A 26,223-nucleotide genomic window follows, 5' to 3' on the forward strand; every position below is an offset into this window, starting at 1 on the left:
TGGCTGTTTTAATTCTTTCTATTTTGGTTGTACGCGATGTTCTATATTAACCTTTATAACCATTCAGTCAGTTTTTTCTACTAATTAAACCAGTATTTGGGCCAGTGAGTCAGTTATCGGTTTGCTGGTTCCAAGCTGGTTTCTTACTTTGTGGTGGATCTTCTCCTTACTATTACCCTTGAAACTAACCCAAAGCTACTGGATTCGCTTAATTGGAATTATAATTCTGGCTCTGCTCCGATTTGGATTATTCGGTTCAGTTAACTTTGCTATGGAAGGGGCCATTACCTGGCAATGGATAATAGATAATACCTTAATTCCTGCGGTAATCATTTGGGAAACCAGCCGCTTAGTGGTAGTGTATTTTCATCGTTGGTACGCTTTAAAACCCTCTACCAAAAGGTTTACCCTGGAAGTACTTGCCGTATTAGGAGGCAATGCCGTTTTATTTACCGGTACCATGTTGCTGCACGAAAGCCCTAAAGAACTTTTAGCCGTTAATCCTTTTTTTCTATTTTATGGCTACATGTATACGTTTTTGTACGGCGTTTTAGTAGCCGCTTTTTACGAATTACTATTTTATATGGAAGCCTGGAAAATAGCTACCCAAGAAGCCGAAGAACTCAAAAAAATAAACTTACTAATTCAACTCGAATCGCTAAAGAATCAGGTGAAGCCGCATTTTCTATTTAATAGTTTAAATACCTTAACCGCTTTGGTAGAAAAAGACCAGGCTCAAGCCGTAAAATTTATCGCCGAATTAGCCCAGGTATATCGTTATCTTTTGCAAAGCAACGAAAAAGGCCTCATTGCCCTGGACCAGGAACTTCAGTTTACCCAAGCTTATTATTTTTTACTTCGCACACGTTTCGGCGAAGGCATTTCCCTAAAGGTTGAAGTAACTGATAGTGTTCACGATTGCCTGATTCCGCCACTTACTTTACAAATTTTGCTGGAAAATGCCATGAAGCACAACCAGGTATCTGTTCGCAAACCGTTAGTAGTAAGTATCCAGAACGAAGCGGAAGAATGGTTGGTAGTAAGCAATAACCTGCAATTAAAACGAGTAGCAGCTTCCTCTACTGGCATGGGTTTGGCTAACATAGCTGCTAAATACAAGATTTTGCATCAACCGGATATTATTATTTTACATGAAGAAAACAATTTTACAGTGAAGGTTCCGCTGCTAAAACCAGCCGCCGTATTAACATCTTAATTATTGAAGATAAAATACTTGTAGCCAACTCTGTAACCATAACACTGGAGCATTTTAAGGTAAATATAAGCTGGCTCTGAATTCCCCATTTAACAACAAGCGGTACGTGAGCCGCAGCTGGGAACCTGATTTACTAAATCGTTAGTTGTTAACTTAATCGGGTTTTTAAAAGCGCTCTTCGCCTGTTTTAATTTATTTTGCTTCTTAGTTTTATTTAAATAAAGTGCATTCGAGACAAGCACTTACTTATACAAAAAAAATACTCTTAGCACAGTTAAAACTATACTTCTGCTGTTTTTTTGTTTATTAGAGTCCTTCAGCAGGAAACTATTTCAAATAATTTCCTGCTGAAGGACTCTAATGGGAATAGAATATCTCATTTCTGAGGGGGTTCTTTTCTTTCGAACTCACTTTAAAATAAGCCCTTGGCAGCAGAATAGTGTATAAGTGTTATTTATCGGCTGCAACATGATAGATAGGATCTTCTAAAATATTAACATCAATTACTGATTGTGCATTTTTTAACAATAAACGGCAGTCTTCGCTTAAATGCTTGAGATGTAATTTTTTTCCGGCCAGGTAATACCGCTCGGTAAGCTTATTCAAGGCTTCTATTCCCGACATATCTGCCACCCGACTATCTTTAAAGTCGATGATTACTTCTTGCGGATCATTAGAGATCTCAAACTTTTCATTAAAGGCAGTTACGGAACCAAAGAAAAGAGGACCGTATATTTCATAATGCTTAATTCCTTTTTCATCAATGTATTTTCTGGCCCTGATTCGTTTGGCACTATCCCAGGCAAATACCAAAGCCGAAATAATAACGCCCACCAGCACAGCCAAAGCCAGATTATGTAACCAAATGGTAATTACAGCTACAAGGATTCCCACAAAAACATCTTGCCGGGGCATTTTATTAATTATCCGAAAGCTCATCCATTCAAAGGTTCCGATAGCCACCATAATCATTACTCCGGTTAACGCCGCCATGGGAACTCTTTCAATTACGGGTGCACCAATAAAAATAATTAATAATATGGTGAGTGCGGCGATAATACCAGACAGCCTGGCTCTTGCTCCGGCGGAGAGGTTTACCAACGTTTGCGCAATCATCGGACAACCTCCCATTCCGAAGAAAAATCCGTTCAGGATATTAGCCCCCCCTGCGCCAGACATTCCCGGTTACCATTGCCCCGGGAGGCGGTAATTTCGTCTACCAGATTCAGAGTCAACAATCCTTCGGTTAAACCCACTCCTGCCATAATAAAGGCATAAGGAGTAATTACTTTTAATGTGTCCAGTGAAAAAGGAACCTTGGGGATGTGAAAGGGTGGAAAACCTCCGCTTACCGAGGCAATATCTTTCACTGTTCTGGTATCCAATTCAAAACCCAACACTACCAGAAAAACCACTATAATAGCAGCTAAGGAAGGAGGAATGGCTTTAGTAATGCGGGGAAATAACACCACTAAGGCAATAGTTAAAGCAACTAAACCGGCCATTATTAGTAGTGGTTGGCCCGTCAGCCAGGTTACTTGCCCGTTTACTACGGTTTTAAATTGCTCTAATTGGGCCATAAAAATAATTACTGCCAAACCGTTTACAAAACCAAACATTACCGGCTGCGGCACCAGACGGATAAACTTCCCCATTTTGAATAATCCTACCAGAATTTGTACAACTCCGGCTAAAGCCACTGCGGCAAAAACATATTCGATGCCATGCGATTTCATAAGAGCAATTAAAACCACTGCGGTAGCACCAGCCCCACCCGAAATTAAGCCCGGTCTTCCGCCAAAAATAGCAGTTACTAAGCCCATAATAAAAGAGGCATGTAAACCAACTAAAGGGGGAAACCCGGCCAAAATGGCAAACGACAGGGATTCCGGCATCATGGTCATGGCTACCGTTAAACCCGCCAGAATTTCATTTTTGTAATTAACCTTTTGAGAAAAGTCAAACAGACGTAAATAAGGCTTCATCCTTAACTAGGTAAATTGAAAAATTTTAGAAAATACAAGCGCCTTCCGGAGCAGAAGAAGGTGCAAATAGAGAGTATAGAAACTCAGGGCGGGGTTACCGGACTATAATAAATAATAGATCTCATTGCGCCGCAAAAGTAGCAGAATACATAGTTTTACTAAAATAAAAATTTAATTTATTGTCTATTGGTTTAATTATATAATGTATCTTTTATTTAAGTTACGCATTAAGTATTAAGCGGCGACAACCGTGCATAAAACAATTACTAGACTTCAGCACTTCAAGAAACTGCTCCGGCAAGAGAAAATTCAGCTTGTTTTATTAGCTTTACAACTGCCGCTCACGACTGCTTTTTTGCGAATTCGTTGTTATTATTTCCCATACTGGAACATCTAACTTACTTTCAGGTACAAATAGCAAGTCGCGGGAAATTTTATTACCTCATCTCCTTACTGGTACTATTATCTTTAAATAGTTTTAAGTTTTAGAGATCTCTAAAGTAGTTTATTTTATGCGGCATTTTTAAAAACGAAACGATCATCATTTGGATTAGTTAATCCGCATAGAATATAAAACTAAAAAGCCTAACAAATTAAAAGTTAGGCTTTTTAGTTAATCTTAAACTTTGACAAAGACTTATCTAATTTACGCAGGGTTTAGAAACAGCGTTCCAAAACAGGAATGTATTTTGATTAAAACAATGATCAACGCCTCAAATTTGCCAGTAAATCTTTCCGGGAAACTTTCTCTTCATACCTTTGTTCGAAATTCTATTTAGAAATTCTTTCATGAAGAAAAAGTTGAAAAAGCATGCCAAGCGAGCCCGGTATGTTTTTTATAAAGAAACGCTGCTGGATTACAAAGAACACTTCTGGACTTTTATTGGCTCTTTTATGGGCATTAGCTTAATTGGTTTACTAAACAGTCGCTATTTCTCTGCTTCCGATAATCTCTTTTTAATTGGCTCTTTTGGAGCTTCTTCGGTGTTAACGTATGGTATAATTAATAGCCCTTTGGCCCAACCACGTAATCTGATTGGGGGGCACGTTCTCTCGGCTTTAGTAGGAGTTACCGTTCATCAGTTAATTCCGCATGAAATGTGGCTGGCCAGTGCTCTCTCGGTGTCGCTCTCTATTGTGCTGATGCAAATAACGAAAACCCTGCATCCGCCAGGAGGAGCTACCGCCTTGATTGCAACTATTGGTTCACCTAAAATTCAAAGTTTAGGCTACTTATACGTATTAAGTCCGGTGCTATCGGGGGTGCTGATTCTTCTACTGGTAGCCTTAATTTTCAATAACTTAACGCCACACCGCCGTTATCCGATGAACAAGAACTGGTATAAAGTATGGAAACGACGATACCGCTAAAAAATTTACTAAATCACCCATATTAGTTTCGCTCCAAGCTTCTATCTCTTGGAACGAAACTTTGATGTTATCTGCTTGCTTTCTTTAATTCGTTAATGAAGGGCTAATACATTTGGGCCAAATTCTTCGTAATGAATGGCAGCTTTGTTTACTTCCAGCGCTCTTAAATCCTGAAACTGTTTTTGAATAAAGGGAGCTGGCCCACAGATATAATAATCTGCTCCGGGCAGAATAGCTTTTTCTTTTAGTTGCTTTAAATTTACCACTCCTGCATAGTAAGGGTGTTCGGGTGCTATTTCCTCTAATTGGTCATAGAATATGTGCCGCTTAAATCGCTGTTGCTGGCCATGTAAAGCTTCAATGCGATCTTTAAAAGCGTGTACATTCGGATGTCGGGAACCATGCACCCACACAATTTCTCGCGGGCTATTAGTGCTGATAAGATAATCTAACATACTAAGCAAAGGAGTTTGCCCCACGCCTCCGCTAATGAGCACCACGGGTCCGGATTTACTCGTATTTAGAATAAAGTCCCCGGCTGGCGCAGAAATTTCTACAATATCTCCCTCCTCAATGTGATCATGCAGACGGTTACTGATTAAGCCGTTCGGTCGAAGGTTCGCACCTGCTTCCTTTTTCACCGAAATCCGGTAATACTCTCCGTTAGGTGCATTCGATAAACTATATTGCCGGGGCTGAAACAAATTTAACTCCGGCAGAAACAAACGCACACTTACGTACTGCCCAGGTTGAAAATCGGCTACTCTTCCTCCATCCGCCGGATAAAAATAAAACGAAGTAATCTCGGCAGACTCCCGCTCTTTTTGTTTTACCAGAAAGGGACGCCATCCGGTCCATCCTCCTTCTTTGGCGGTGGCACCTTTATAAAGGCCGGTTTCAATCCCGGTCATAATATCAGCTAATTGACCGTAAGCAACTCCCCAAGCCTCCAGTAATTCCGGCGTGGCTCCTTCGCCCAGCACTTCTCCAATAGAAGCGAGTAAGTGTTTTCCAACAATAGCATAATGTTCGGGACGGATGTCTAAACTAGTATGTTTATGAGCAATTTGAGTAACAGAGGAACGTAAAACAGAAAGATTCTCGATGTTGTCGGCGTAATTGAGTACGGCCATTGCTAAAGCTGTTTGCTGCTTGCCACTCTGTTGATTGCCCATGTTAAAGACATGCTTTAATTCCGGGTGATGCGTAAACATGCGCTTGTAGAAATGAGAGGTTAAAGCTACACCATGTTCTTTTAAGATGGGTACAGTAGCCTTAATTAATTCTTTTTGCCTTGGTGTGATCATAATTAATTTTTAAAAAGATTACCGGCGCAAACTTATTACCTTCTAGGGTTAGGCTTTATAACATCTATCATATTACTACAGGATATTTATCATTGTTAAGACGAAAATTTAAGTAGATAGATTTCGTCACCAACTAAACTAATTTCACTAAAAACTTACCTATAATCACTTTTTACCAGTTGCTGAGTTATAAGTACCTCGACAAAAATAAATGTTCATTTTCATGCACAACTTTAGTTGAAAATCAACCAATCCTACTTCTATTAAACTTAGGAGGGGAGCTTTTCCCCTTACTCATCATCTATCATTTAATTTGTCTCTTTACTTAGTTTTATTTATTATTCTTTTTTCCCGTTGTTATTAATTTTTGTCCGTGTTGTAATATCCGCAGCCGGTACTTTTTCAGGGAGAGATTAGGAACTTGTTTTTCGTGCTCTTCTATGTTCTTTTTATAGGCCGCAATTATATCTTTATAAGTGAGCACGCCGATCAAAGTATTTTCTTTTGATACTACGGGTAAAACATCTACATTTTCTTTCGCCATTATTTCTACTGCAGTGCGCAGGCTGCTAGCAATAGAAATAGAAGCGGGTTTTCGTTTAATGAGTGTTCCTACTAAAGTATCCGGTTGATGATGATTACTAAATAGATTGGAGGAACTGATTATACCCTTAAAGCTTTGGTCCTGATTTACAATAACAAAATAGTTGCTGGTATCTTCTTGTTCCTTTTCCAGCCATTCCCGGACTTCGCCAATCTGATTTTCCGCACTTAGAGCGAGTCCGTTCTCCTGAATTACCTGGCCGATGTTTGTTTTTTCCAAAATATCCGGTTCATAAGAATGCGGTGTTTTTACCCCCCGACGGGCAATTTTTTCGGTCATAATGGTATTTTCCATCAGAAAGAAAGAAATAAAATACGAGGCGGTACAGGAAGCTAATAGCGGCAACAAGGCATTCGATTGTGCCGTGGTTTCAATGGCAAAAATAATAGAGGTAAGTAGCGCCCGGGAAGCCCCCGCAAACATGGCCGACATGCCTACCAAAGCCGCCAAAGTAAGCGTAATACCCGCACCTGGAAATAAATAGTTAATCAGTCCGCCTAATAAAGCCCCCGTAGCTGCTCCAATCGTTAACAAAGGAGCCAGGGTACCACCAGACGTTCCGCTACCCAAAGCAATAGACCAGGAAATGAATTTTAAAAAACACAACGATACCACTATTTGTAAGGGCATCGTACCTGAGAGAATATCGGTAATATTTTCATAGCCTACGCCCAAGGTACGCGGAGCAAAATAACCCACCACTCCTACTACTAATCCACCCAAAGCGGGCCACCACATCCAATGAATCGGCAGCTTTTCAAAAGTATCTTCAATCCAATAAACGGCCTTGGTTACCAGCACCGATATTATTCCTACTAAAATTCCGATAACGCTGTAGCCTGCTAAGGCGGTGTTAGAAGGAACGCCAATAATTCTTTCTATAGGGAAAACTGGCCCAGTTTCAAATAAATAATGGTGTCCGGCGGCTCCGGTAATACAAGCCAAAGCTACCGGAATAATAGAACGGGGCGAAAATTCAAATAATAACAACTCAATGGCCAGGAAAATAGCGGCAATAGGGCTGCCGAATATGGCCGACATACCGGCAGTGGCTCCGGCGGCGAGTAATATTTTACGTTCAATGTGGGTAATATTTAACAATTGCCCCAACGTGGAACCTAATGCCCCACCTGTGGCAATAATGGGTCCTTCTGCTCCAAAAGGTCCTCCTGTGCCAATGGAAATAGCCGAAGAAATAGGTTTAAGATAAGTAATAGAAGGTTTTATTTTACTTTGATTAGTTAAAACCTGTTCCATCGCCTCCGGTATACCATGCCCCCGAATGGCTTTGGAACCGTACAAAGCCATTAAACCAATAATTATTCCGCCAATAGCGGGCACCACTATCACAAACGGGCCTAAGGAGTGATATGCCGGACTAGTGGGCTCTACTGATACGTTTCCATAAAAGGCAATATTGGTAACCAGGTCGATTAAATAAACTAATAATTTAGCAATAAAGCTGATACACACTCCTACTAAAACAGCCAAGGCGGCCATAAGTAAGAGCCTTTTTTTATTGGGTGAAATTTGGGGCCGAAAGTTCTCTGCCTCTAAGGTGGGAGTTAAAGAAACTGAAATAGGAATTCCTTTATTAAAAATATTTCTTTCCATTTAGTGTTTTTATCGTTGTTCTTCCAATACTTTCATACGTAGTTACAGCAAAGATAGGTAGTTCTAAATTTACGACGTTCCCAAAGTGCATTCATGATTGTAAGAGAAAAACAAAATTGGCTCCGTCTGCTTTTTGTCTGGCGGGGCTCTATTCTCAAGGATATTTTGCCTAGGTTAATCTTCTTATTTTTATTTTCTGTACTGGTGGTCTACTTTAGGGGCAGGTTATTAAATTATAATTTTTCTTTTAATCCGGTTCCTTTAACTTTTATTGGTATTGCTTTGGCCATTTTCTTAGGGTTCCGGAATAATGCCAGTTATGAACGGTTTTGGGAAGCGCGTAAGCTCTGGGGCTCGCTCTTAAATACAACCCGGTCTTTAACCCGCCAGGGCTTAACCATGAGCGGCTTACCGGAAAAATCGCCTCTGGTAAATTTGTTTGTGCATCTTTTAATTGCTTTCACCTATGCCTTAAAGCACCAACTCCGGCAAACGGAAGCTACCCCGGACCTGGCCAGGTTGTTACCGGGGCCCTTAGTCTCTTCTATCCAGAAAGATAAGTATAAGCCTATCCGGATCTTAAAAGAATTAGGAATTTGGGTATAGCAAAGAAATCAGAAAGGACACATTGATTCTGTGACGCAAACGGCTTTTGACTTTAATTTAAACAAACTATCCGAAATTGTTGGGGGCTGCGAAAGAATTGCCAACACGCCCATTCCCTTCCCCTACAGCTTGCTTTTACACCGCACCGTTTATGCTTACTGTTTTTTGCTGCCTTTTGGTTTAGTAGATAGTAGCGGCTGGATAACGCCCTTATTTGTTGTATTAACGGGTTATGCCTTCATGGGCTTAGATGCCGTGGTGAGTGAGATTGAAGAGCCCTTTGGTCTAGAACCTAACGATCTGGCGTTAAATGGAATGAGTAAAATGATAGAGTCCACTCTTCTGGAAATGATAGATATAGAACTTCCTTCTGTACCGCCCCTAAAAAATACCTATTTCATTGATTAAAAATGCTTTCTGGAGCGAGAAGGGGAAAATTTTCCAAGGTGCGCAACAAGCAATTACTGGGGACAATCTGGTTAACTATTAATTAGCCTTCCGGACCTGCAATCATAAAAAACAGCAATATGCCCTTGTTAAAGATAAAAATGCAGATGGTTGTATTTAATAATCATATTCTCCGCCAGGGATTTACTACCAGCCTAATGCGAATCAAAAATTAAAAACGGTTAAAGTTAAGCGGGTTTAATTACCCCTGGCAATCTTTAAAAATTTACTATTTTTTGTTCAAAGCAACTACTTTAAATTTTATTCTAGGCATAACAGATCTTTCCTGAAAAAAATAAATGTTCCTTGAACTAAATTATTCAGAATTAAAAATAAATCATTCTACTAAACTTAGCTTTCCACCAGTTCTTCTACAGGCCAATTAAAAAACACCGTTGTTCCATTGGTGCCTGTAGACTCTACCCAAATATCCGTGTTTTTTAACTGAACAATCTTTTTAACAATCGATAAACCTAGACCTGTACTGGTATTTCGGTGCCGGCTTCCTGTTTTATACGGTTCAAATATTAGCTGTTGATCCTCTAGCGGGATACCTTGTCCGTTATCTGTTACTGCTAATTGGATAAAGGACTCTCCCGGATTATAAGTAATCTGGATTAAACCGTCTGGTTTGTCATTGTATTTTATAGCATTGCTTAATAAATTAGTAAATATTTGTTGCAAATAAATTTCTTCGGTAAATAATACGGGTAAGTTAGGGGCTACTTCAATGTTAATGTGCGCTGGAACATTTAAGAACCGGATTACTTTTGGTAATAGCACCTTTAAATCTACGGTACTTTTTGAAATAGAATTCCGGCCTGTACTGGAATACTCTAAAACGTCGGAAATAAATTTTTCCATTGACTCTGCTTGCTCTTGTACCATTCGGGCAACCTTATTTATTTCTCCGGAAGTATTCTCTAACATACTTTCCTGTAAAACAGCCGAAAGCGAAATAATATTGAATAAAGGAGCTTTTAGATCGTGGGAGATTATATAAGCAAACTTGTCGAGCTCCTGATTTATGGCAGTTAGTTGGGCATTGGCTACATTTCGTTCCTGCAGTAAACTGGTAATTTCGTGGTTGGAGGCCTGCAATTGCGTATTTAAATTTTTTATTTCGTCCAGCTGGTGTTCCACCTCCAGATTCTTCAATCGTATCTGATCGAGTAATTCCAGCAGTTGCATGTTTTGGTTTTTTATCTCCACGTAAGGAGAAATATTTGCCTCACTGGCAAAATGCTGGTTCCAGCCTTGAATAATAGCGTTATTGATAGGAGGATGGTTATGCGGAATTGCCTTGTGGAGCATTACCTGGGTTCCTTTTTCACTATCACTTTCGATAAAAAGTTGCTCAACCAGTTTTTTAGAGTTATAAATACCCCATCCCTTGGAGGTTAGGGGCCGGTAGTGCTTGTTTAGTAGTTCTTCTAAATTATTAATACCCCGACCCCTGTCGCTGATTAAGGCTTCCAGGTATAATATACCTTTAAGTTCAGTAATATTAAATTGTATCTGACCGTGGCCTACATGTTCTAATACATTGCGGCAAATTTCCGATACAGCGGTAGCAAATTTAGTTTGGCTCGCCATGGCAATACCACAAAATCCGGCTAGCTGTAAAGAACGTTTGTACGCGAGCACTACATCCAGCTCGTTTTCTATTTTAATTTTAATAATATTCTTTTTCATCAGCATTAAGGGCGTGTTCTAGCCACTAAAACTAAAGTATCATCCGTTTTCCGGTTACATTCTTTGTATAATACAGCGGCTATCAGGCTGGTATCATGGCTAAGTAAATCCGGGTGCTTGTTTAGGTCCCAACGGGTTTTCAAACCATCGGAGTGAAGAATCAAAATGTTCGTATTGTTCCAGGGTAGCTGGTGGTCATTAATGGTATTAGGTAAGTTGTGCCCTACAATTCCGTTATACGAAATAATATTCCGGGAACCCTCCGTGGCTAAAATACGACCCGAAATATTTCCAATACCACAGTAAGTAAGCGTATTATTTTTTAAATCTATGGTGGCAATATTCATGACACCTCCTCTTGTTCGCAGAAGGTCCTGATGCACTTCCCGTAGTTGGCTGGCTGGCGAAGTATAGGATTGTTTTTGAAAAGAGGTAACTGCCGCGCTCGCAGCTAGGTGCGCATTTTCTCCGTGGCCTAAACCATCAACGATTAAAATACGGCAAGTCTCCGGCTGTTGTACCATACTCCACCCGTCGCCGCAAAACGTTTCTCCGGGTTTTGCTACCTTCACCGCATTCAGGTCAAACCGGCTACGCTGGCTTGCTTTCGGCTTGTAGCCTTTTTTAAATAATCGGGCTAACAATACGGTGCCTGAATCGCGACGAGAATAAAGATCAAATTCATCGGCTATCCGTTTAATGGCACCTAATCCTTCTCCTTTAGACCCGTACGTAGAAATACCATCTTCCATCATGCGTTTAGGATCTGTCATACCCGGACCTGTGTCCAGACTAAGAATCTCGATACCCGTAATCCGCTCTTCTCCGCCAATAGGTTTAACCAGAATCTCTCCCCCTTTGGGGGTATGCTTAATTAAATTGCTGGCCATTTCTGCCACCAAAATATTAAGTTTACCTGTTTCAGTTTCCGAGAACCCAAAGCTTTCTGCTAATTTAGTAATATCCCGTTTAACGATATTTAAAAAGCTCCGGTCCTGAAGCTCAAACCGCACGTGCAGTTTATAATCCATTCTTCCAGCGTATAATCGTTACCGTTGTTCCTTTACCAGGTTCACTTTTTATATCAAATTCGTTAGATAAGCGTTTGGCTCCGGGTAATCCTAAACCTAAACTACGCCCCGTCGAAAAGCCATCTTGCATCGCTAACTTCAAGTCTTTAATCCCTGGGCCTTTATCGGCAAAGGTTAATCGAATACCTTTTATATTATTTCTGACTACTACTTCTATGATACCTGTTCCTCCCTCCGCATAACGGAGCATGTTTCGGACCAACTCACTGGCTGCCGTAATAAGTTTGGTTTGCCCTACCAGGCTCATGCCAATTTTAGCCGCTAATTCTTTTGCCCGGTTTCGGTATAATATTACATCCGGCTCTCGTTTTATCTCGAAGTTTTCCTTAGATAATGTCATCATAGAGATCTTCCTCTTCGTTTGGTTTTGGCCCAATTTTATTTCGAAGAAGTTCCATCCCCATCTCTACATCCAGGGCAGTATGTACCCCCGATAAAGTTAAGCCTAATTCCACCAGAGTGATGGCTACGGCTGGTTGCATCCCCACTACTACGGTTTCTGCATCCATTATTTTCGACATAGAAGCAATATTACCCAGTATGCGGCCCATAAAAGAATCCACAATACTAACCGAAGAAATATCAATTAAAACACCCTTAGCTTCCGTCCGGCTCACCATATTCATCAAGTCACTTTCCAGGGTCAATGCCAGCCGGTCGTACAAATCTACTTGAATGGTAACGAGTAAAAACTCGCCCATTTTTAAAATAGGTATTCTATCCATAACCATTAATACCCCATTGATTTTTTCTCACCACGGCGCACTTCGATGTTGAGCATATTAAAAGCTAATTTTAAGGCACTAGCCAGAGAAGCTTTGGTGTAAATATTAGATAAATCGATGCCTAAATGCACGATAGTTTGCGCGATTTCGGCCCGAATACCGCTAATGATACATTCGGCACCCATTAAGCGGGTGGCACTTACCGTTTTAATTAAATGCTGGGCTACTAAGGAGTCCACCGCGGGTACTCCCGAAATATCCAGAATTGCAATCCGACTACCGGTTTCAACAATTTTTTCCAGTAAATTTTCCATTACTACCTGGGTACGGGCACTATCCAGGGTACCAATAATAGGTAAGGCTAAAATGCCCTCCCATACCCGGATCACAGGGGTAGAAATTTCACTGATTTCATCGGTTTGCCGTAAAATAATTTCTTCTCTACCTTTAATAAAAGTTTCGGTGGTTACAATACTTAAACTATCCAGAATCGAGTTTAACTCTAAAACCTCCTGGTAAAGTAACGGAATGTTGTTTTTTAATTCATCATGTAAAATTTGCTGTAGAGCCCTTTTTAAGCTAAGTACAAATAAACTGGTTTCGCGGGGAGAAAAACCCTGGCGTGCCCGGGTGATAGAAATATCACTTAATATATCCACTACGGGTTGATAAGCCTCCGACTCCATATCAAAATTACCGCTGCTTAACGCTTTGGTAAAAGCATTTAATAAATCTTCTGATTGCGTATGTAGCTCTTCATTAGAGATTAAGTCTTCCCGAAGGGTAGCATCGGTTAACTGGTTACTCATCCAAGACTCCAGAATACGCTTTTTATTTTTCTTCAGGTAAGAAGTAGTTTGGGACTGCATATATATTTGGGAATAGTAAATTAAAAATGAAGAACGTAATCGCTTATCAGTTATCGTTTAACTTTAAGCTTTAAAAGTAACTAATAAGTTAATGGAACCATAGTACCCGGCAAACTAAATTCTTTAGCTAAGTTAATAAATTAGATTTTGTGAATGGGTTGCCTAAGTAATAGAAAAAAAAATTTGATTCGCTTGTAAGTAAAGAGGCACTAATGTCAAACTATCAGTTTGAATTATTAAAAGAACATATCTTTTAAAAGTAGTTAACAATTAAAAATAAAAATCCCTCTCCGTTTAAGACTAATGTTGGTTTCCCGTTTATAGAGCTGGGTAAAATTATAAATTTTGGTTAAGCGGATAATACTTGTTCCTTTAGTTTTACGGGGCAAACTCTACTGGAGCCATTCCGGCTAAAGCATCGTGTGGTCCTTAATAATTGTAATCCTCTAACCAAACGGTGGTGATTTCCCTGCCTTCATCCATTCTCAAATAAGTAAGCATTGAGTACATGCCAGCGGAAAGTACCGTTAAACCATTAGATACAAACATTCTGGGTGGGCTTGCCAGGTTGGATAAAAGAAACTTAATGCCATGAAGCTGGCTCCATTCAGTCATTAAGCTGGCAATAAACTCGGGCCTTCTATCCATGCGGATACGTTTTAGCTTTTCCCTACGCTTAAGCAAATGGTTGAGCACTTAAACTACCCGATTGCTCTTTATGGAATAGTCTACTTTAATATACCAAGCTTCCGGGTTATAATCATCCAGTACATTGAATGAACGAAACTTTCTTCCGTTCAGCAGTGCGTCACTCATAAAATCAATCGATTAGGTATGATTTAATTGCTCGGGCACCTGTAAGGGCTGCTGAAGGCGGGTAAGTAAACGCTTTTTCGCTTTGCGCCGCAGGTTTAAACCTAAGACTTTGTAGATGCGGTAGACCCGTTTATGATTACATGGCTGTCCTTCTTGGCGCAACCGGCCAAAAGCTTTCCAAAAACCTTCCTGGGGATGCTGCTCGGCTTTCTGCCGCAGCACATCCTCCTCCACCTGATGATCTTGAAATGACTGATAATAGTAAACGGACTTGCTTAAGTTCAGCACCCGGCACGCCCTTGTAATGCCGGTTTGTGGCAGGTGAAACGCCTCTGCTACAATCTGTCGTTTTTGGCCGGGCTTCAGAGCTTTTTTTCGATAATTTCTTTCGCCAGTTTCAAGTTTAGAGCCAGTTCAGCATACAGCGCTTTCAGCCGCCGGTTCTCTTCTTCTAATTCCTTAAGCCTTTTAAGTTCAGTCGCATCCATGCCATAATAGCGCTGCCGCCACTTGTAAAAAGCTGCTTGGCTCAGGCCATACTCCCGTCAAATTTCGGCGACAATTTTGCCTTCCTCAAATTCTTAAAGGATTTTGGTGATCTGTTGAGGAGTAAAGATTCTCCTTCTCATAAGCCCTGTTTCAAGTTATTGATTTTCTCTTGCTAAACAGTTCTAATTTTGGGGAAGCTTACAAACTATCAAACCTTTATACTGCTGAGAGAAATAATAATAAGGTAAAGCAAGTTTGACAGACTGGAATCTGCCTCGTAGCTGATAATATTACAGGATAAAAGAGGAGTAACTGTGAGAGTAAGTTGTTCCTTTAAATAACCAGGAACAAGCCTCCTCCTCATTCATAAATAGATGAAAATTATCAGAGCGAGTGGCCGGTTGCTTCTCGGTGGATGAAGCAGAATTAGGTTTATGCTGCGTCATCAGAAAACAATCAGGGCTCATGATGATGGCGTACTTGATAAGTTTACCACTTTTTAACAAGGGATGCATTTTCGTGGTTAGCCAACTTTGGTCGAAACCTGCTAGGTAAGTCATATGCTGGGCATCAGCTAACCAATATTTTATGTTATACTTTAACGCTAAATACACGCCCAGACGATAGGCATTTCTGAACTGCTCACTATTCGGATGTTGTTTCCAGAATAAATACAAGTAAGACAATTGGGGATTTAGCTTGATTTGAACTACTTCATTAGCTGTAAGCTCTTTAAAATTAAAATTATAAACCATGCTGTTCTTACTCCAATTTAAATAGTCGATTGCTCTCCTTCTTCTTTGAACTGACTCCACAAAACGACAAAGCCAAGATCCTTCTAAACTTTTTCTATATTAATAATTTATAATGTAAAACAGCCTCTTTTTCTTTATTAATTTTAAGATATTTTGAAGTGGGTTTAGCCTACAGGAGATTAGAATTAGGATAATGAGCAGCAAAAGTTATCTGGTTTAAAACTCAGTAGCATACTCCAAATAGCGATAACAGGTAGCCCGGGAAATATACAGAATCTTAGCTATCTCCTCTGCTCTTTTGCCAGATTCTAGAAGAAGTTTCGCGGACTTGGCTTTTCCATCGCTTCGGGCGTTAAACCCGTAGGCCTTCCTCCTGCTCTACCGCGAGCCTTAGCTGCGACCAAACTGGCTTTTGTTCTTTCCTTAATGATCTCCCGCTCAAACTCCGCCAAGGAGGCAAAGATGTTAAAGGTAAAGCGACCGGTGGAAGTAGTGGTGTTAATGCTATCTTGTAAACTCACGAAGTCTAATCCCCTTTTCTTGAATTCGGCTACCATGTCAATCAGATCGCGCAAGGATCTACCCAGCCGGTCCAACTTCCATACGACCACGGTATCGCCGGAGCAGAGTTACCCCAGCAACATCTCCAGCGCCGGTTGTTCTTTGTTCTTACCCGACTTCTTTTCCTGAAATACGAGTTCACAACCTTGCTTAGACAAGGCATCTAATTGTAGCTCTATTTTTTGATCCTGGGTGCTGACCCGGGCGTAGCCGATTTTCATATTTGTCTCACGAAAGCCATCTCAAATATACAAAAATACTTTTGATTGGTGAGATGGTCATTTAATACAGTTTTTGGCCAAAAAAAGCCTCTTTTCGAAGGCTCTGATTTTGTCTCGTAAAACGGTCGTGGCTGTTGCACAACCTACTGTTTGAGCTTAATCGTTGAAAAAGATTAGGACTAATTTTTAAAATTATGCAGGGCAAGAAGGTCGTGGAAGATGAGAAGGTGCTGCTCTTCTCGCTCTCGGCACACGTACCGGAACACAACTTTTATCGCCAGTTGAAGCAGCAGCTTAATCTAGATTTTCTCTACGAGCTTACCCAACCTTACTACGGACGATGTGGTCAGCAGTCAATTGATCCGGTTGTTTTCCTTAAACTCTGCTTGGTGGGCTACTTGGAGAACATCACTAGTGATAGGAAACTTATAGAACATTGTAGCCTTAGACTAGATCTGCTTTACTTTTTAGACTACCAGTTAGATGAGCCCTTACCCTGGCATTCCACGGTGAGTCGTACCCGCCAGCTTTACCCCGAGGCCTTGTTCGAATCGTTGTTTGATCAAGTTTTCCGTTTATGTGTCGAGAAAGGCATGGTTGCTGGTCATCAGCATGCTATCGATTCCGCACCTATTAAGGCGAATGCTTCCATGGACAGCTTGCTTTTAAAACAACCCACTGAAACGTTAGAAATGCACCTGGTAGTAAATGCCCCTACTACCAATGGACCAAGCCAAAATACCACCAGGAAGCCCGAGCAATTTGTTTCGGCACCCGAGCATCAGTTAAGAAAGTTAGAAAAGCACCAGGATCATCTAAGAGAAACTCCTAAAGGCTTAGGGGGCCATCACGAGAAAGCACGCCTGGTCAGTAATAAGACGCACTACAGCCCAGCGGATCCGGATGCCCGTATATCGGTCAAACCAGGCAAAGCCCGACAACTCAATTATCATTGTAGTCTGGCGGTGGATACGGCCACAGGCGTCATCAGTCACGTGCAAGCGGACTTTGCGGATGGCCGGGACAGCCAATATCTGCCCGCTATTACCTGTAGATTGCAACGACGGCTATTAGATAATGATCTGCATTTAGCAGAACTACTAGCCGATGGTGGTTATTCTAACGGAAGTAACTATGCCTTCTTAGAGCAAAGAAAGATAACGGGCTGGATACCTGTATTTGGTCAGTACAAACCGGAGATAGCAGGTTTTCCCTACGACCAACAAGCAGACCATTTCACCTGTCTGGCCGGGAAGGTACTCGCCTTTAAGACCTATGACACCAATGCGGAGGGAGGGTTACTAAAAATCTACCGGGCTACTTACCAGGACTGTAAACAGTGTTCTTTAAAACCAACGTGTGTTCCCAAAAGCCAATGTCGGCAAATCACGCGAACCGCTTACGATCCGGAGTATCGGCGGGCTCTGGCCAGGCAACAAAGTAGAAAAGGCAAACGCATGAAGCGGCTCCGACACAGCACGGTAGAGCCGGTTTTTGGCAGTTTGATTCAGCACTATGGGCTCCGGAAAATAGGGGTGCGCGGGAAAGCTGGGGCTCACAAAGTGATGCTGCTGGCTGCTTGTGCTTTTAACTTAAAAAAATATCTGAAGTTTAAGCCGGTGAAAGTGGTAAGCCAAGCCATTGCGCTCCAAAAAGAGCAAGAATCTGCTTTTATCCGCTATTCTTTTGCTCTTACTAAGCAGTTTTCAACTTAGAGAGCACTATAAGGGCGAAAATAAGTTCGAACAAGGAAATCGGCACAGCTGAAAAGGTAGTTGTGCAACAGCCACGACCGTTTCTTGAGACATCTGGTCAACGTATTTCCGGATTAGACAACCTTTCACAAGCCCAAGTTATAGATAGGTCCAATCTTCCTCAGCACCATTCATACATGGTGAGGATTTTATAAAATAAGTCAATTCTGCTCCAGTCAAAACACCAATTTGGATGGCCTTTTAAACAAAGCAATATCGGACTTCTAAACAAAGTCAATTGCTTTGATGGTCAATACCTTTGTTTCAACAAAAATAAAAAGACCAATTATGAAAGCTTTATTAGAAATCAACAACTACCAAGGACAACTGCAAAAACCAATTAACTCGGGATTTAACGCCTCCTCCACAGCTAGTGATGTAATCAAAAGCATTGATCTCACTGGCAAAATCGCCATTGTAACCGGGGGGAATGCCGGCATTGGCCTGGAAACTACCAAAGTACTGGCTGCTGCCGGAGCCACCGTCATTGTACCGGCACGTGATACCGAAAAAGCAAAGAAAAATCTGGAGGGCATTGCTAATGTAGAATTAGCAGCAATGGATCTAAGCGACTTGGCCTCCATTGATGCGTTTGCAGAAGAGTTTCTGGCCTCAGGCAGACCACTTCATTTGCTCATTAACAATGCCGGGATTATGTGGGTGCCGTTGCGCCGGAATAATCGGGGTATTGAATCTCAATTGGCCACTAACTACCTGGGGCAATTTCAACTGGTTGCCCGGTTGTGGCCCGCCCTTAAACAAGCTAATGGGGCGCGAGTAGTTAATGTATCTTCTCAGGGACATCAGTTTGCCGATTTCAATTTTGAGGATCCTAATTTTCTTCACCGGGAGTACGAAACATTACAAGCCTACGGGCAATCAAAAACCGCCAATAATTTATTCGCGCTGGAGCTGGATAACCGAAGCAAAGCATACCATGTAAGAGCTTATTCGTTGCACCCGGGTTCTATTCATGGAACCGAGCTGGGTCGGGAAGCACCCTTGGAGCTGTTTCAGCAAATGGGCTTCTGCGATGCCGAAGGCAATATTTTACTAGAAGTGGTAGCCTCCCTAAAAACCATTCCCCAAGGTGCTGCCACTACGGTTTGGTGTGCTACCAATCCTTTGCTAAACAACATTGGAGGCATTTACTGTGAAGATGTGGAGGTGGCACTGTTGGCTACTGGAGTACCCGGAACAAGCGGTGTACAGCCTTATTCCTTGGATGAAGCTAATGCGAAACGATTGTGGACATTAAGCGAAGAAATGACCGGCATAACATTCCAGGTTGATTGATGTTCGCTTTAAGCAAGACTGAATTAATCAATCACCTTTAATTTTAAGCAAAGTGACAGATTTTAAAAATAAAGTTGCCGTAATCACCGGTGGTAATAGCGGCATCGGATATGCCACCGCCAACCAGCTTATTAAACAAGGGGCTCAAGTAATTATTACCGGCCGAAGAAAAGATGCTATTCAAAAAGCTGCTCTTGAATTAAATGCCATTGGGTTTATAGCCGATCAATCGAATGTGAAAGATATTGTCCAACTAGCATCCGAAATCGCCAAACAGTATAGAAAAATTGACTTGTTGCTGATAAATGCGGGTATAACAAAATTCTCGCCCATTGAATTTGCCGAAGAAACTATGTTTGACGAGGTAATGAATGTAAATTTCAAGGGCGCCTATTTTACCTTGAGCAAGTTTATTCCTTTATTAAATGAAAATGCCTCCGTGGTATTGCTATCCTCCACATCTGCCTCTATTTCTCCGCCTAATGCCTCCGAATATGCCGCTAGTAAAGCAGCTTTAAATGCTGTTATGAAAATAGCGGCGGTGGAACTGGCTTCCCAAAAAGTAAGAGTAAACGCGGTTAGTCCCGGGCCAGTAGCAACGGAGATAATGGAAAAGATTGGCCTGAAGCAAGACCTGGAGGAGCAGCTATTGAGCACTATTCCCTTATCCCGAATGGGCAAACCGGAGGAAGTAGCTAAACTAATAACCTTCCTGCTAAGCGAAGACGCCTCCTTTATCACGGGAGCAGAATATCTAGTAGACGGTGGTCAATCTGTATAAACTTAACAGATGACTGCCAGTAAATTTATCGTAATCCCAATCCTTACCTGCATGTTACTGCTCCTGGATTGGTATATATGGCAGGCGGCGAAATCCGCCTTCTTTACAAATAGCAAACCCACCCGAGCTATTGTTTTTTATATTTATTGGGTTATTTCAGCAATGTTATTGATTGGGTTATGGGTATACAATTTTGTTGATCCAGAGGTGCTGGGTCGGGGTGTCCGGACCATGATCCTGTCAGGCTTGTTTATCATCTATTGTTCGAAATTGTTCTCGATGGTATTTATACTTATTGATGATATGTTCCGGTTTTTAAAATGGGCAAAAGAAAAAGTATTTTTAGGCAAAAAGTTAAGGAAGCAGGCATTTTGTGGTACAGAAGCAGCAATGAATGATGGCAATATTACCCGTTCTGAATTCTTAATAAAAACGGCTTTGCTGGCGACCTCTATTCCGGCAGTAACCCTAACCTGGGGTATTATTTCGGGGGCGCACGATTATCGCAAGCAGCATGTCCGGTTGGTAATCAAGAATCTTCCGAAAGCTTTTGAGGGGATGACTATAGCCCAAATCTCTGACATACATGCTGGTTCTTTTTTTAATAAGGTCGCGGTAAAAGGTGGCGTAGAAATGTTAATCAGAGAAAAAGTGGATATGGTATTTTTTACTGGTGACTTAGTGAATGATCGGGCACAAGAGGTAAACGATTATATACACATCTTTAATAAAATAAAAGCCCCACTTGGTGTATTCAGTACCTTAGGCAATCATGATTATGGAGCTTATAAGGGGTAGCCAAGCTTGCAGGCTAAAAACCAAAATGTAAAGGATGTAAAACGAGCACATAAAATTCTGGGCTACGACTTATTGGTAGACGATAATCGGATAGTAATACTGGGAGATGAAAAACTGGCCATTATCGGTGTTCAAAATATTTCAGCTACTGAATCCATTTTTCCAAATAACAACAACTTAACTAAAGCCATCAAAGGCACCGATGAAGCAACGGTAAAATTACTCCTTAGTCACGATCCCACGCATTGGGATATGGAAGTAAACAGTAAATTTCCGGATATTGATGTTATGTTCAGTGGTCACACCCACGGTTTGCAGTTGGGTATCGAAATTAGCGATAAAACCTATTCTCCGGCACAATGGTCCTATAAACAATGGGCTGGTCTGTATCAAAAAAGAGAACAGCAATTGTATGTAAATCGTGGTTTCGGGTACCTTGGTTATCCAGGACGGGTAGGGATGCCGCCCGAAATAACCATTTTTAAATTAGCAAGAACATAACTTAGTTCTTATACCTATTTAGTAATTTAACTCATAGCTATTAAGCCATGGAGCATATATCCAAATACCTGACACCCGAAATAAAACTTTCCTGTTACGAAGATAAATTTTTTAAATCAGAGATTGTCTTCGATCAACACATGCTCATCTGGTTCATCTCCGGGGAAACCAAGATTGTGCAGGCCGAAGCTACCCATCATTTTAAAACCGGCGATATATTTTTGATTCCTAGAAATAAGCCGGCCACCATCATTAATTATCCTAAAGATGGTTTGCCGCATAAAACTGTGGTAATGCTTTTAACCACAAAAATCCTAAGAAGTTTTTATAACCGTTTGGAGGTAAAAACAGAAATAATACCGGTTCCAAGAATTCGCAGCTTCCACCATCATCCCTTACTGGAAAGTTGCCTGGCTTCCTTAATCCCCTACTTCGATTTGAAAGATCCGTTCCCGGATAACTTAGCTTTTTTAAAAATTACGGAAGCAATTAGCATTTTACGATCCATTGACCCTAAAATTGACAGCATGCTAGCCAACTTTGATGATCCGCATAAAGTGGATCTAATCAGCTTTATGGAAAAGAACTACATGTTTAACATGCCCACCGAAAAATTTGGCTATTTGACTGGCCGAAGCCTCACCACTTTTAAAAGGGACTTTAAAAAAGCATTTAATACCACGCCGCAAAAATGGCTTACTCAAAATCGGTTGGAGTTAGCGCATTACCAACTTGCCGAGAGAAATAAGAAACCCGTTGACGTTTGTTATGAAACAGGTTTTGAAAACTTGTCGCACTTTTCTTTTGCCTTTAAAAAACAGTTTGGTTACCCGCCCACCGACTTGCTGGAACAAAAAGCCAACAGTCAATATCTTACCTAGGAAAATGGCTAATAGATAATGAATAGAATAAAAGCATAAATAGCAACTGGCCATTTAGTACCAAGCATCTTGATTTTATAAACTACCATAAAAAGAATGGCAAAGGAATTTGAGTACACCACCTGGGCGAACCGCTATACAGCCCGGTTTCCCGTGCTTACGTATGTAGGTACGCAAGCAAACTTTTGGATAATCGTTAACCTGCTGTTGGTAGCCATTATGCACCTGCAGACCAGGATAATGCATCAGGCTTATAATTTACCTGCAACAGGAAAATTAAGCCCTATGCTATTATTAGCCGTTGCATCCGGAGTTTTGTATGGCGTAAGCCTTGGGTTAATAGGGTATTACTTGGATAGGAGATTTTTAAAAAAAATGTCTCTTGGAAAAATTATTCTATTCAAAGCACTTGGCTCCCTGGCGCTTCTTACGCTGCTTTTATGGCTCTTACGTTTTGTCTTTTTCAACTTCTTTGTTTTGCCATCTCCATATCTGACAAGCATTATTTTAAATTCAGCGTCGTGGAATTACCTTTTCTATCTTCTGCTGATTTACTATTCTTTTATGACGCTGGTGATCAGTTTCATTAACCAGGTAAATAAAAAGTATGGTCCCGGTGTTCTGGTGCCTTTGCTATTAGGTAGGTACCGGTACCCCCGGGAAGAAAAAAGAATTTTTATGTTCATGGATTTAAAATCATCCACTACCATCGCCGAGAACTTAGGACATTTAAAGTACAGTTCCTTCATCAGAGATTGTTTTGCGGATATAAATGAAGTACTATTCCCCTTCCGGGCCCAAGTTTATCAATACGTGGGTGATGAAATTGTGGTCACCTGGCCAGAAACGGAAGGTCTAAGCAATCAATATTGTATCCGGTTTTACTTTGCCTGTAAAAAACAATTTCAGGATAGAGCCGGCTTTTATCTAACAAACTATGGCTTACTACCCGAATTTAAAGCCGGTGTTCATTCAGGGAAAGTAACGGCCGTAGAAATAGGTGAAATCAAAAAAGATATTGCTTATCATGGGGATACTTTAAATACTGCGGCCAGAATCCAGAGCCTTTGCAACGAATACCAGAAAAGCTTTCTTGTTTCTGAATCTTTATTAAACAAGTTGGGATTAGATCAGGGAATAAAGACTGAAGCTCTGGGTATGATTCTGCTCCGAGGAAAAACAGAGAAGGTGGGGATACTAAGTGTAGGTTGGATTGAGGAAAAATGAGCAAGACGCCCCCTTTGTTGGAGTATGTTATTTTAAACCAAAATGTCAGAAAAATATATTCTTGCATATTAAACATTCCCCTCTTTCGCCTCCCCTACTCAGCTATGTAAGTCTTATAAGTAGAATTATGTAAACCTAACTCTTAACTTTTGTTTGTTGCTGATTTATCAGCAGTATCTGGCTGAATAGAACTGTATCTTTCCGCCTTTCCCTGCTCTTATTGTAGTTGGTAAACCAGGTACAGGTTGATGGTGGGCAACCAGCCGTGTTGCTGGTAGGCCGTCCCCACTTCCCGGTCTAAGTATTGGTACAAGGTTTGCGCCAATCCCGTACGATCCACGGCTAGCCGGTTGGAGGAAAAACTACTGGTGGAAGCTATCACTTTGCCTAGACTGAACTCCGCATCGAGGCGCCACCGGGGATTACTAAAATGAAACTGGCGGCCGTATAAGGCCCCGACTTGCCACAGGTTCGACTGCATGGAAAACACAAAAGACGGCAATCCTTGGGGATCGAAATTGGAAAAGTCTTGTTTAAAGTAAATGCCTAAGGCATCGGCCGGGGTAACCCCCCCACTCCGTAGGTGAATATATTGCCCGTAAAGTCCCGTGTAGCTTTTTCCAAAGTGGTAGTTGGCTCCCGTTGCCAGGAGAGTGCCTCCCCGGAAAGATTTGGCAATGACTCGGCCTAATTGCTTATCTAAACCAAACGCTTCCAGGGAGCGGCGGATATAGCCCTCATAAGGCTTGGTAAGCACACCTCCCTGAACTCGGGCAGAAAAGTACTTAGAAAAACGATAACCATAACCCGCTGTGAATTGCAGTGGAATTTGGGTGCCGACCAAGAAGGAATGAGCGGAATATCCAAGCGGTTCCGCGCTGGCCACCGGTGATTGGTCTTGAGCCCGTAAGCCTAGCGATAGACTCAGGGCGAAAAGGAAACTCCCTATTTTTTTCATCATTCTAGTGGGTTGCAGCAAGTGAGTTGAGCCGTTCTTCCTCCGGTTCTAACGGTTATATACTAGCTAAGGAGCAAGTCGTTGCCGCGAAGGCCAAAAAGGAGCTTCGGAGCGGCAGCCTTTTCCTCCAACTGCTACTTACTAGGCGATGAATAGAGATGTAGGGGTGCCGAAGAACAAATATTTCCTAGGCGAATAGTGGAAAGCAATGAGGCATATAACCAGTTTTATGATAAATTAAACCGTTCTACAAAGCATATATAGATTTACTTCAACCGTTCGCTTGTAATAAGTAGATCAAGACCGTTTGCCGGGTGGCGGTATTTTGTTTTTGAACGGCCATTGCCAAGGCTTTGCGGGTACCCACAAAGACCGCTAACTTTTTGGCCCAGGTAATCCCGTATAAACCAGATTCCGGAATAACATGCCAAAGTGCTGCATAACTAAGGGAATGATGGTTTCAAACTCACTTCCTTGTGATTTATAAATGGTAATAGCACAGGCTAAATCTAGCTCCAGCATATGCTCTTTGGGGGAGTGAGTGTACGTCATGTTTAAAGGTAATAATTCTTTTCTTATCTACTCTAAAGGCTGAAAAATACACTCTGCCTGGAAGTGGACCGTCTTTTAGGCAGTTTCAATTATATCTGGTCCAAGCCCAAACCTAAGTCTATAAGAATTTACTTCCGCAAAATTGATGTCCGATATATTTCCGAATAAAATAAAAAACCCTCTCAGTTTAGGACTAAGAGGGTTAACTTGGTGATCCCGCTGGGATTCGAACCCAGGGCCCATACATTAAAAGTGTATTGCTCTACCAGCTGAGCTACGGAATCTTTTTATTACCTTTACAACCAGGAGGTGTTTCTCTCAATTGCGATGCAAAACTAAGGGAGAATTTTTAGAATGCAAAATAGTTGTCTCAAATATTTAAGGATAATTTTCTTTTTTTTCTTTATATCTGCTCAACCTACTTATTGTCAGGAAAATAAATTTTCCATTATTATTGCCGATTCGTTGTTTCAGCAAAAGCATTACACCGAAGCTTTGGCACATTACGAGAAAATACTGGCTAATAATCAGCAGTACTCGCCCAGAATGTTGTTAAAAATGGCTTTCATTAAAGAGGGCCAGCATGATTTTACCGGGGCTATGTATTATTTGCACTTATATTACTCTAAAACGCCCAACCGGGCGGTTCTGCGTAAAATGGAAGATTTAGCCCAAGCGCACCAACTTACCGGTTACGAATACAGCGATTTACAATTTTTTAAAACCCAATTTAATAAATATTACCTGCACCTGCTGGAAGGGATGCTGGTGTTGGCAGTTATCATTATTACTTTTACTTTTTTCCGGCGCCAAAACAAACCGGTTAGCAGTAATTTTAAATTAGGTTTAGTTTTTTACCTGGGCTTTATATTGTATTACATTAACTACCTCGATTTTGGACAGGAAGGCATTATCCGGCACAACCGTATTCCGGTAATGTCGGCTCCTTCGGCGGGTGCTACCTGGCTGGCTACGGCTAATCAGGGTAATAAATTAAAATTAACTGGAGAAAAAGATATTTGGTACGAAGTACAATGGAAAAACCAAAGGGCTTATATTAGAAAGCAAAACATACTGGTACTTCCTTAAATTTATAAAATTGC

The 26,223-nt window shown here is 41.2% G+C and carries 20 protein-coding genes, 1 tRNA gene and 5 pseudogenes; 11 read left to right on the plus strand and 15 right to left on the minus strand.

The genetic code is table 11. From position 1 onward, the window contains the following. Positions 1 to 178 precede the first annotated feature (178 nt). Entirely contained in the window at positions 179 to 1,216 is a 1,038-nt protein-coding gene (locus tag HUW48_RS14395) for a sensor histidine kinase (protein WP_182411616.1), read from the plus strand. A 450-nt stretch (positions 1,217 to 1,666) separates the two neighbouring features. On the opposite strand, the pseudogene HUW48_RS14400 reads toward HUW48_RS14395, so the two are convergent. Continuing rightward, positions 1,667 to 3,201: pseudogene (locus HUW48_RS14400) on the minus strand (SulP family inorganic anion transporter). A 789-nt stretch (positions 3,202 to 3,990) separates the two neighbouring features. Between HUW48_RS14400 and HUW48_RS14405 the strand changes: the two are divergent. Then, a complete protein-coding gene (locus tag HUW48_RS14405; RefSeq protein ID WP_182411617.1) occupies positions 3,991 to 4,572 on the plus strand; it encodes an HPP family protein in 582 nt (193 codons plus the stop codon). Positions 4,573 to 4,664: 92 nt separating this feature from the next. Here the strand turns inward: HUW48_RS14405 and hmpA are convergent, their stop codons facing one another. Further along, positions 4,665 to 5,879 (minus strand): NO-inducible flavohemoprotein, encoded by a 1,215-nt coding sequence (hmpA, locus tag HUW48_RS14410; protein ID WP_246343479.1) that lies wholly within the window; start codon positions 5,877 to 5,879, stop codon positions 4,665 to 4,667. Positions 5,880 to 6,210: 331 nt separating this feature from the next. Further along, on the minus strand, positions 6,211 to 8,097 hold the full coding sequence (locus HUW48_RS14415; protein WP_182411618.1) for a chloride channel protein: 1,887 nt from the start codon (positions 8,095 to 8,097) through the stop codon (positions 6,211 to 6,213). Between the two features lie 93 nt (positions 8,098 to 8,190). On the opposite strand from HUW48_RS14415, the pseudogene HUW48_RS27040 reads away from it, so the two are divergent. Next, a pseudogene (locus HUW48_RS27040) lies at positions 8,191 to 9,111 on the plus strand (bestrophin family protein). Positions 9,112 to 9,501: 390 nt separating this feature from the next. On the opposite strand, the gene HUW48_RS14425 reads toward HUW48_RS27040, so the two are convergent. From HUW48_RS14425 to HUW48_RS14470, 9 genes and pseudogenes are all read right to left on the minus strand, one after another. Beyond that, a complete protein-coding gene (locus HUW48_RS14425) occupies positions 9,502 to 10,845 on the minus strand; it encodes a sensor histidine kinase (RefSeq protein WP_182411619.1) in 1,344 nt (447 codons plus the stop codon). A gap of 5 nt (positions 10,846 to 10,850) precedes the next feature. After that, complete coding sequence (locus tag HUW48_RS14430; RefSeq protein WP_182411620.1) at positions 10,851 to 11,876, minus strand: SpoIIE family protein phosphatase; 1,026 nt, start codon at positions 11,874 to 11,876, stop codon at positions 10,851 to 10,853. Beyond that, positions 11,866 to 12,279, minus strand: a complete 414-nt coding sequence (locus tag HUW48_RS14435; protein ID WP_182411621.1) for an anti-sigma regulatory factor — start codon at positions 12,277 to 12,279, stop codon at positions 11,866 to 11,868. Before HUW48_RS14435 ends, HUW48_RS14430 begins: the two co-directional genes overlap by 11 nt. Further along, positions 12,263 to 12,661, minus strand: coding sequence for an STAS domain-containing protein (locus HUW48_RS14440; protein WP_182411622.1), 399 nt, complete (start codon positions 12,659 to 12,661; stop codon positions 12,263 to 12,265). The genes HUW48_RS14435 and HUW48_RS14440 overlap by 17 nt, the downstream gene beginning before the upstream one ends. A gap of 5 nt (positions 12,662 to 12,666) precedes the next feature. Beyond that, the gene (locus HUW48_RS14445; protein WP_182411623.1) at positions 12,667 to 13,530 is read right to left on the minus strand and encodes an STAS domain-containing protein; all 864 of its coding nucleotides are present in this window, start codon (positions 13,528 to 13,530) and stop codon (positions 12,667 to 12,669) included. Between the two features lie 432 nt (positions 13,531 to 13,962). Next, positions 13,963 to 14,975: pseudogene (locus tag HUW48_RS27045) on the minus strand (IS3 family transposase); the annotation flags it as partial. Positions 14,976 to 15,125: 150 nt separating this feature from the next. Continuing rightward, the gene (locus HUW48_RS14465; protein WP_182411626.1) at positions 15,126 to 15,590 is read right to left on the minus strand and encodes a hypothetical protein; all 465 of its coding nucleotides are present in this window, start codon (positions 15,588 to 15,590) and stop codon (positions 15,126 to 15,128) included. 216 nt (positions 15,591 to 15,806) lie between these two features. Further along, positions 15,807 to 15,878: pseudogene (locus tag HUW48_RS27485) on the minus strand (hypothetical protein); the annotation flags it as partial. Between the two features lie 20 nt (positions 15,879 to 15,898). Then, positions 15,899 to 16,372 (minus strand): annotated as a pseudogene (locus tag HUW48_RS14470) (recombinase family protein). Between the two features lie 194 nt (positions 16,373 to 16,566). Between HUW48_RS14470 and HUW48_RS14475 the strand changes: the two are divergent. From HUW48_RS14475 to HUW48_RS14500, 7 genes are all read left to right on the plus strand, one after another. Then, positions 16,567 to 18,087: an IS1182 family transposase gene (locus HUW48_RS14475; protein ID WP_182411627.1), complete on the plus strand. Its 1,521-nt coding sequence runs from the start codon at positions 16,567 to 16,569 to the stop codon at positions 18,085 to 18,087. Between the two features lie 327 nt (positions 18,088 to 18,414). Next, positions 18,415 to 19,422 (plus strand): SDR family NAD(P)-dependent oxidoreductase, encoded by a 1,008-nt coding sequence (locus HUW48_RS14480; protein ID WP_182411628.1) that lies wholly within the window; start codon positions 18,415 to 18,417, stop codon positions 19,420 to 19,422. 52 nt (positions 19,423 to 19,474) lie between these two features. Further along, positions 19,475 to 20,203, plus strand: a complete 729-nt coding sequence (locus HUW48_RS14485) for an SDR family NAD(P)-dependent oxidoreductase (protein WP_182411629.1) — start codon at positions 19,475 to 19,477, stop codon at positions 20,201 to 20,203. A 51-nt stretch (positions 20,204 to 20,254) separates the two neighbouring features. Continuing rightward, a complete protein-coding gene (locus HUW48_RS27490; RefSeq protein ID WP_317173689.1) occupies positions 20,255 to 21,001 on the plus strand; it encodes a metallophosphoesterase in 747 nt (248 codons plus the stop codon). Between the two features lie 6 nt (positions 21,002 to 21,007). Then, positions 21,008 to 21,502 carry a metallophosphoesterase gene (locus HUW48_RS27495; RefSeq protein ID WP_317173690.1) on the plus strand — a complete coding sequence of 165 codons (495 nt, stop codon included), beginning with the start codon at positions 21,008 to 21,010 and terminating at the stop codon, positions 21,500 to 21,502. 47 nt (positions 21,503 to 21,549) lie between these two features. Beyond that, entirely contained in the window at positions 21,550 to 22,383 is an 834-nt protein-coding gene (locus tag HUW48_RS14495) for a helix-turn-helix domain-containing protein (RefSeq protein WP_182411630.1), read from the plus strand. Positions 22,384 to 22,479: 96 nt separating this feature from the next. Next, the gene (locus HUW48_RS14500) at positions 22,480 to 23,610 is read left to right on the plus strand and encodes an adenylate/guanylate cyclase domain-containing protein (RefSeq protein ID WP_182411631.1); all 1,131 of its coding nucleotides are present in this window, start codon (positions 22,480 to 22,482) and stop codon (positions 23,608 to 23,610) included. A 217-nt stretch (positions 23,611 to 23,827) separates the two neighbouring features. Here HUW48_RS14500 and HUW48_RS14505 read toward each other — a convergent pair whose 3' ends face one another. The 3 genes from HUW48_RS14505 to HUW48_RS14515 all read right to left on the minus strand — a co-directional run bounded on the left by HUW48_RS14505 (position 23,828) and on the right by HUW48_RS14515 (position 25,404). Further along, positions 23,828 to 24,571 (minus strand): hypothetical protein, encoded by a 744-nt coding sequence (locus HUW48_RS14505; RefSeq protein ID WP_182411632.1) that lies wholly within the window; start codon positions 24,569 to 24,571, stop codon positions 23,828 to 23,830. Between the two features lie 372 nt (positions 24,572 to 24,943). Next, positions 24,944 to 25,120 carry an ATP-binding domain-containing protein gene (locus HUW48_RS27050; RefSeq protein WP_246343481.1) on the minus strand — a complete coding sequence of 59 codons (177 nt, stop codon included), beginning with the start codon at positions 25,118 to 25,120 and terminating at the stop codon, positions 24,944 to 24,946. Between the two features lie 208 nt (positions 25,121 to 25,328). Next, positions 25,329 to 25,404: transfer RNA gene (locus tag HUW48_RS14515), tRNA-Lys, on the minus strand. A 70-nt stretch (positions 25,405 to 25,474) separates the two neighbouring features. Between HUW48_RS14515 and HUW48_RS14520 the strand changes: the two genes are divergently transcribed. Beyond that, the gene (locus HUW48_RS14520; protein WP_182411633.1) at positions 25,475 to 26,209 is read left to right on the plus strand and encodes a tetratricopeptide repeat protein; all 735 of its coding nucleotides are present in this window, start codon (positions 25,475 to 25,477) and stop codon (positions 26,207 to 26,209) included. Positions 26,210 to 26,223 lie beyond the last annotated feature (14 nt).

Source organism: Adhaeribacter radiodurans (assembly GCF_014075995.1).
In the GTDB taxonomy this organism is placed as follows: domain Bacteria; phylum Bacteroidota; class Bacteroidia; order Cytophagales; family Hymenobacteraceae; genus Adhaeribacter; species Adhaeribacter radiodurans.

Coding starts and splice junctions, on each gene's coding strand:
- HUW48_RS14495 (WP_182411630.1), top strand. CDS start 21,550: ATGGAGCATATATCCAAATACCTGACACCCGAAATAAAACTTTCCTGT.
- HUW48_RS14405 (WP_182411617.1), top strand. CDS start 3,991: ATGAAGAAAAAGTTGAAAAAGCATGCCAAGCGAGCCCGGTATGTTTTT.
- HUW48_RS14475 (WP_182411627.1), top strand. CDS start 16,567: ATGCAGGGCAAGAAGGTCGTGGAAGATGAGAAGGTGCTGCTCTTCTCG.
- HUW48_RS14480 (WP_182411628.1), top strand. CDS start 18,415: ATGAAAGCTTTATTAGAAATCAACAACTACCAAGGACAACTGCAAAAA.
- HUW48_RS14445 (WP_182411623.1), bottom strand. CDS start 13,530: ATGCAGTCCCAAACTACTTCTTACCTGAAGAAAAATAAAAAGCGTATT.
- HUW48_RS14435 (WP_182411621.1), bottom strand. CDS start 12,279: ATGATGACATTATCTAAGGAAAACTTCGAGATAAAACGAGAGCCGGAT.
- HUW48_RS27050 (WP_246343481.1), bottom strand. CDS start 25,120: ATGACGTACACTCACTCCCCCAAAGAGCATATGCTGGAGCTAGATTTA.
- HUW48_RS14465 (WP_182411626.1), bottom strand. CDS start 15,590: ATGGTTTATAATTTTAATTTTAAAGAGCTTACAGCTAATGAAGTAGTT.
- HUW48_RS27490 (WP_317173689.1), top strand. CDS start 20,255: ATGTTACTGCTCCTGGATTGGTATATATGGCAGGCGGCGAAATCCGCC.
- HUW48_RS14520 (WP_182411633.1), top strand. CDS start 25,475: ATGCAAAATAGTTGTCTCAAATATTTAAGGATAATTTTCTTTTTTTTC.
- hmpA (WP_246343479.1), bottom strand. CDS start 5,879: ATGATCACACCAAGGCAAAAAGAATTAATTAAGGCTACTGTACCCATC.
- HUW48_RS14440 (WP_182411622.1), bottom strand. CDS start 12,661: ATGGATAGAATACCTATTTTAAAAATGGGCGAGTTTTTACTCGTTACC.
- HUW48_RS14430 (WP_182411620.1), bottom strand. CDS start 11,876: ATGGATTATAAACTGCACGTGCGGTTTGAGCTTCAGGACCGGAGCTTT.
- HUW48_RS14505 (WP_182411632.1), bottom strand. CDS start 24,571: ATGATGAAAAAAATAGGGAGTTTCCTTTTCGCCCTGAGTCTATCGCTA.
- HUW48_RS14415 (WP_182411618.1), bottom strand. CDS start 8,097: ATGGAAAGAAATATTTTTAATAAAGGAATTCCTATTTCAGTTTCTTTA.
- HUW48_RS14425 (WP_182411619.1), bottom strand. CDS start 10,845: ATGAAAAAGAATATTATTAAAATTAAAATAGAAAACGAGCTGGATGTA.
- HUW48_RS14500 (WP_182411631.1), top strand. CDS start 22,480: ATGGCAAAGGAATTTGAGTACACCACCTGGGCGAACCGCTATACAGCC.